Source organism: Psychrobacter sp. JB193 (assembly GCF_002285555.1).
GTDB lineage: Bacteria > Pseudomonadota > Gammaproteobacteria > Pseudomonadales > Moraxellaceae > Psychrobacter > Psychrobacter alimentarius.
In genome coordinates, this window is the sequence record NZ_NRGY01000009.1 from 1 (window position 1) to 4,510 (window position 4,510).

Below are 4,510 nucleotides of genomic sequence, written 5' to 3' on the forward strand. Positions count from 1 at the left end.
ACCCAAAAACCAGTAAAAATTTAGTCAGTCTTTCTCAATCGACCGCAGTCGATTGCCGTGACTCTGCCGATAAGCCTAATGTCCTACCGTTTCGTATCTATCCTCTTAAACCTATCTTGATTATCTGTCTATTTGGCTCAAATTAGCCCCTTCCTGCTGCCTATTTATCGTCTTGGCTACCCTAGTATCGTTTAATAATTTCCAAGCCCTTACAGCCCATTTTAGAGCGTCCGTTATTTTTGGGCTTTTTATTAAATCAGTATTCTATTGCAATGCACTAACAATGTTAGTATTATGCGTAAACATTCTATCGAAAAGGCTAAATCATGACAGCCAAGACCAATGACAGCACTTTCACTTGTCGAGCTGACAAAGACCTGATTGAGTCGTTTAAGCGCATAGCCAAAGACAATAACCGCACTGCAAGCCAACTGGTACGTGATTATATGATTGAGTACGTGAAGAAGAACGGGCAAGGGAAACTCAATCTATGAGTAATCTAACCCTAAAAAATGCTGGTATCAGTGACAATGCCAAGCAAGCTATAGCGTCAGTAAGCCTATCCTATGCTGAACCACTGTCACCAGCTGCACTACAAGAACTTGTAGACACTTTTAAACGCATAGAGTCAGGAGAAACAACCTACGATCAAGAAGATGATAGGTTGCTTAGTGAGTGGCGAGAGGCTAAAGCTAGAGAGCGTTAGAGACAGCTAAACTGGTATCTAAAAAGGCATCTAGCTTGCCCTTAACGACCTCTTTATCTCTGTCTGATATGTAGTTACCATCATCAACCTTTCGCATGACCCGAAGCATTAGACTTTTGACTTCATCGTCTTGTTCTACAGCAGACTCAACGGCACTGGCTAATATCATCATGCGCCTAGTCCTTGCCTTACGCTGCTTTCCCTTCTCAGCATCAATTAAGCGTCTAGCATCAGCCCTAGCTTTAAATAACTGGTCTGCTTTTTTCTCAGCCTTTAGGAGTACAGACAGCTTGCGATTATCGTCATCACTTCTATTGTCTTTCTCACCTAGTAGGATTATAAGTTTCTGCGTATCATTAGGTGATTTGAAACCCTTAAACCGCTGAACTAAATTATCAAGATAATCGTCATCTATAGTAGCCATAAACAATCCTTTATTGTTGGTTGTGTTGTCAGTCTATTGAGTTTACCATAAGGTTTTATAGCTGCCTAGTTGAGGTTTTTTTAACCTTGTTGAGAAAACAAGGCACGCTTAGTAGTTTCTTTTTATTTCGCTTCGCTACATAAAAAGAAACTAGCGTGTCAAGGGTCTAACCCCTTTGAAATCCCCAGTCAGGGGCGACCCCTAACAACCCCAAAAAAAAGACAAAAGGTAAAGTAATGGCTATCGGTAGATTAAGCGTAGGAATTGGCAAAAAAGGCAAAGCAAGTCCTCACGCTCAGTATATCGCAAGAGAAGGAAAATATGCCAAGCCAAGCTACCACGAAGAGAAGTTAGAAAACACAGGTCATGGCAATATGCCCAAATGGGCAGAGCATGACCCTAACTACCTTTGGCAAATGGCAGATGAACATGAAAGAAAAAACGGTACTACCTACCGTGAACACGTTATCGCCTTGCCTAGAGAATTGGACAAAAACCAACGGCATGAACTGGTCAAAGACTGGATAAAAAGCGAGATAGGAGATAAACATGCTTATCAGTACGCCATACATAATCCGCCAGCAATGGACGGAGGCGAGCAGCCCCATGCTCATATTATGTTCAGTGAACGTCTGATTGATAATATTGAGCGTGACCCCGATCAATATTTCAAACGCCACAATAGTAAAAATCCAGACAAAGGCGGTGCAAAAAAAGCAAATACGCCCAAGATGTCCCCAGATAGAAAAGCAGAATTAAAGGCGATGCGTGACCGATGGGAAAAGACTTGTAACAGTCATTTAGAAAAGGCAGGACGTTACGAGCGTATTAGTATGAAGTCTTTGAAAGAACAGGGTATTGATAGAGAGCCAGTTAATTTAACGATGGTGCAAATCCAAAAGCCCGAAATCAGACAGGCATACATCAATGAACTGGACGCAAGAGAGCAAGCCTATCAAGCAAAGCTAGACATATACAGAACGCTCAACACCTCACCATTGACCGAGCTTAATAAGCAAATTAGGGAGCAACAAGCCAATGAGCAAGCCAAGCAAGTTGACACTGGATTGGATAGACCAGTCAGCACTGAACGCCATACAGATGAGCGAGAACGAGGACTTCAGGCAGCTAGTAGCATCAAGAGCCACAAATTGGGGCAAGGGGATACAGGCGCGAGTAGAGCAGAAGATAAGACGCTCACAAGCGCCCCACCTAGAGATAGACGACCCAAGCCACAACGACCAGTAGAGCCAACCGCCCCACCTGATGCGTTTAAAGAGAACCGCAAGATATTTGTAGAGTATGCCGAGAAAATCGAAACGACAGCCAAAGCCATTTTAACCAGTCAGCTAAAAGCGTTAAAAGATAAGGGCGCACCTCTACTAGCCAAGTGTGAGAAGTTGCGAGATAACGAGCCGTTATTCTTTGGTAAAGACAAATGGGCAAAGGATAAGCAAGACGCTCTAAAAGCGTTTGATGCAGTCAAGGACAAGCATAACAGCCTGAACGATAAAGGCGTGACCGATGAACATCGAGAACGAGCTAAGCAGCACATAGCCAAGCATGAGCCGTCATATCATGCGAAAGCGCAACAGGCGATTGAGATATTAAGAGAGTTAAGCAGGGCAAAAAAAGAGGACAAAGCAAAGCAGCACGGAGCAGACTTCCACGCCCAACAAGGCAAAACATATACCGGCAAAATATTACAAGCTGATGAAAACGGCATCGTACAGCAGACAAGGGACGGCACGGTTTATCACCCTGCTATGTCAGGTGTTGAGCAAGGCAAATCATACAACCTTGAGAACAACGGCAGCAGCTACAACGTGCAACAGGAATACGAAATCAGAAAGCCTGATAAGAACCTAGACCAAGATAGGGGTATGGTTAGATAACTAACGCCCTTTGGTTGTTGGGTCAGAGTTAGCCAGGACAGGCGAAAAAGACCGCCTGATCTTGGCTAACTCTCGACCGAGGGGCAAAAGGTAGTACCTACGTCATCCCTTGATTTATCGGGCTTTACAGGAAGACAAATAAAAGAGTAAACTACAGAAACGAGTAAGCCCCAACAGTTGGAAGCTGTCAGGGCTTAATGTAATTAATAAGTGTGCGACCACCTAAAAACCACGAATCGATTTGTGTATTTTAGTTGGTTGCACACTCTAAAACAAGGCTTTTTTGTATTTGGTGCGGTAGGTTTCAGTAATTTTTAAGTAACCCATACTACTACCTGATGCAAAACTGAAATTTTATAGTGTACGCAATCAAACAAATAGACCCGACCGACTGGCAGAACGTCAGCACCCTAGCTCAATTCTACGCAGACTTAGCAACTAAGCCCTATTGCACTAATGACAAGGGCTTTAGTCATATTCGTACCAAGTCACACGCCATAAAACACGCTTACATACAACCCAATCACCCCGAGATTATCAAATGGCTTGTCTTTGACATTGACGACCCACAAGCCCTATTTGCCTTCCATGATAACGACCTACCACCACCGCAAGTTATCATAAAAAACCCCGAAAACGGACACGCTCACTACGCCTACAGGCTAACAAAACCAGTGGATAAGTGGCGTAAAGCAAGCACTAAGCCAGTAGAGTACCTAGCTAGTGTGCAAAAGGCGCTACGACTGGCATTAGGGGCGGATAAAGGCTATAGCGGCAACCTTGTAAAAAACCCTTGCCACACCTCGCACGAAGTATATATAACAGGGGCTAAGCCGTCTTATACTCTAGCGGAGCTTGCCGAATATTTAGATTTAAAATCATATCAGCAGCAAGAGCCAGCCAATGATGAAGGCTATGGGCGCAATGTGGGCATGTTTAACCATGTTAGACATCAAGCCTATCCAATAGCGCAAGACCTTACCCAAAGGGAGCTAGAGCGTGTTTTAACCGCTATGGCGGAAGAATTTAACCAACGCTTTGATATACCCCTATTGCCCAACGAGCTAAAACATATTATCAAAAGCATAGCTAAGTTCTGCAAATCCTCACGGTTCGGAGCTTACAGCGCTAAATTTAAAGAGAAACAACGCGAAGATGGGCGCATAGGCGGTAAAGCCAGTAATTCGTCAAATGGGGGCAAGGCAAGGTCAGAAAAGTATGCTGAAAAGCGTGTAATAGCGTGTGAAATGAGAAAACAGGGTGCAAGCTATAATGAAATAGCTTCAAAGCTATGTATATCAAAGCGTACAGCGATTAACTGGCTAGCTTAGTTAGGGGGTGAAAGTGCAAGCCAATCAGGTAATAGCCCGATAGGGTTTTCTTGAGTCATGGGGTTAAGATTATCTAAACAATCCATCTTGCTTAGGCTAACCCAAAAACCAGTAAAAATTTAGTCAGTCTTTCTCAATCGACCGCAGTCGATTG

The 4,510-nt window shown here is 43.7% G+C and carries 5 protein-coding genes; 4 read left to right on the plus strand and 1 reads right to left on the minus strand.

Annotation, left to right across the window (positions count from 1 at the left end; all coding sequences use genetic code 11):
• Positions 1 to 326: 326 nt before the first annotated feature.
• Both CIK80_RS15275 and CIK80_RS15185 read left to right on the plus strand, forming a co-directional pair.
• Positions 327 to 494 (plus strand): DUF6364 family protein, encoded by a 168-nt coding sequence (locus tag CIK80_RS15275; RefSeq protein WP_143516806.1) that lies wholly within the window; start codon positions 327 to 329, stop codon positions 492 to 494.
• Positions 491 to 706, plus strand: coding sequence for a hypothetical protein (locus tag CIK80_RS15185; protein ID WP_095570693.1), 216 nt, complete (start codon positions 491 to 493; stop codon positions 704 to 706). Before CIK80_RS15275 ends, CIK80_RS15185 begins: the two co-directional genes overlap by 4 nt.
• On the opposite strand, the gene CIK80_RS15190 is transcribed toward CIK80_RS15185, so the two are convergent.
• Complete coding sequence (locus CIK80_RS15190) at positions 693 to 1,130, minus strand: hypothetical protein (RefSeq protein WP_095570694.1); 438 nt, start codon at positions 1,128 to 1,130, stop codon at positions 693 to 695. The genes CIK80_RS15185 and CIK80_RS15190 overlap by 14 nt on opposite strands.
• A 236-nt stretch (positions 1,131 to 1,366) precedes the next feature.
• On the opposite strand from CIK80_RS15190, the gene CIK80_RS15195 reads away from it, so the two are divergent.
• Both CIK80_RS15195 and CIK80_RS15200 read left to right on the plus strand, forming a co-directional pair.
• Positions 1,367 to 3,025, plus strand: a complete 1,659-nt coding sequence (locus CIK80_RS15195) for a MobA/MobL family protein (RefSeq protein ID WP_095570695.1) — start codon at positions 1,367 to 1,369, stop codon at positions 3,023 to 3,025.
• A 359-nt stretch (positions 3,026 to 3,384) separates the two neighbouring features.
• A complete protein-coding gene (locus CIK80_RS15200) occupies positions 3,385 to 4,356 on the plus strand; it encodes a replication initiation protein (RefSeq protein WP_095570696.1) in 972 nt (323 codons plus the stop codon).
• Positions 4,357 to 4,510 lie beyond the last annotated feature (154 nt).

Excerpts from the sequence above, each read along its gene's own strand:
- CIK80_RS15195 (WP_095570695.1), top strand. The coding sequence starts at position 1,367 with ATGGCTATCGGTAGATTAAGCGTAGGAATTGGCAAAAAAGGCAAAGCA.
- CIK80_RS15275 (WP_143516806.1), top strand. The coding sequence starts at position 327 with ATGACAGCCAAGACCAATGACAGCACTTTCACTTGTCGAGCTGACAAA.
- CIK80_RS15190 (WP_095570694.1), bottom strand. The coding sequence starts at position 1,130 with ATGGCTACTATAGATGACGATTATCTTGATAATTTAGTTCAGCGGTTT.
- CIK80_RS15185 (WP_095570693.1), top strand. The coding sequence starts at position 491 with ATGAGTAATCTAACCCTAAAAAATGCTGGTATCAGTGACAATGCCAAG.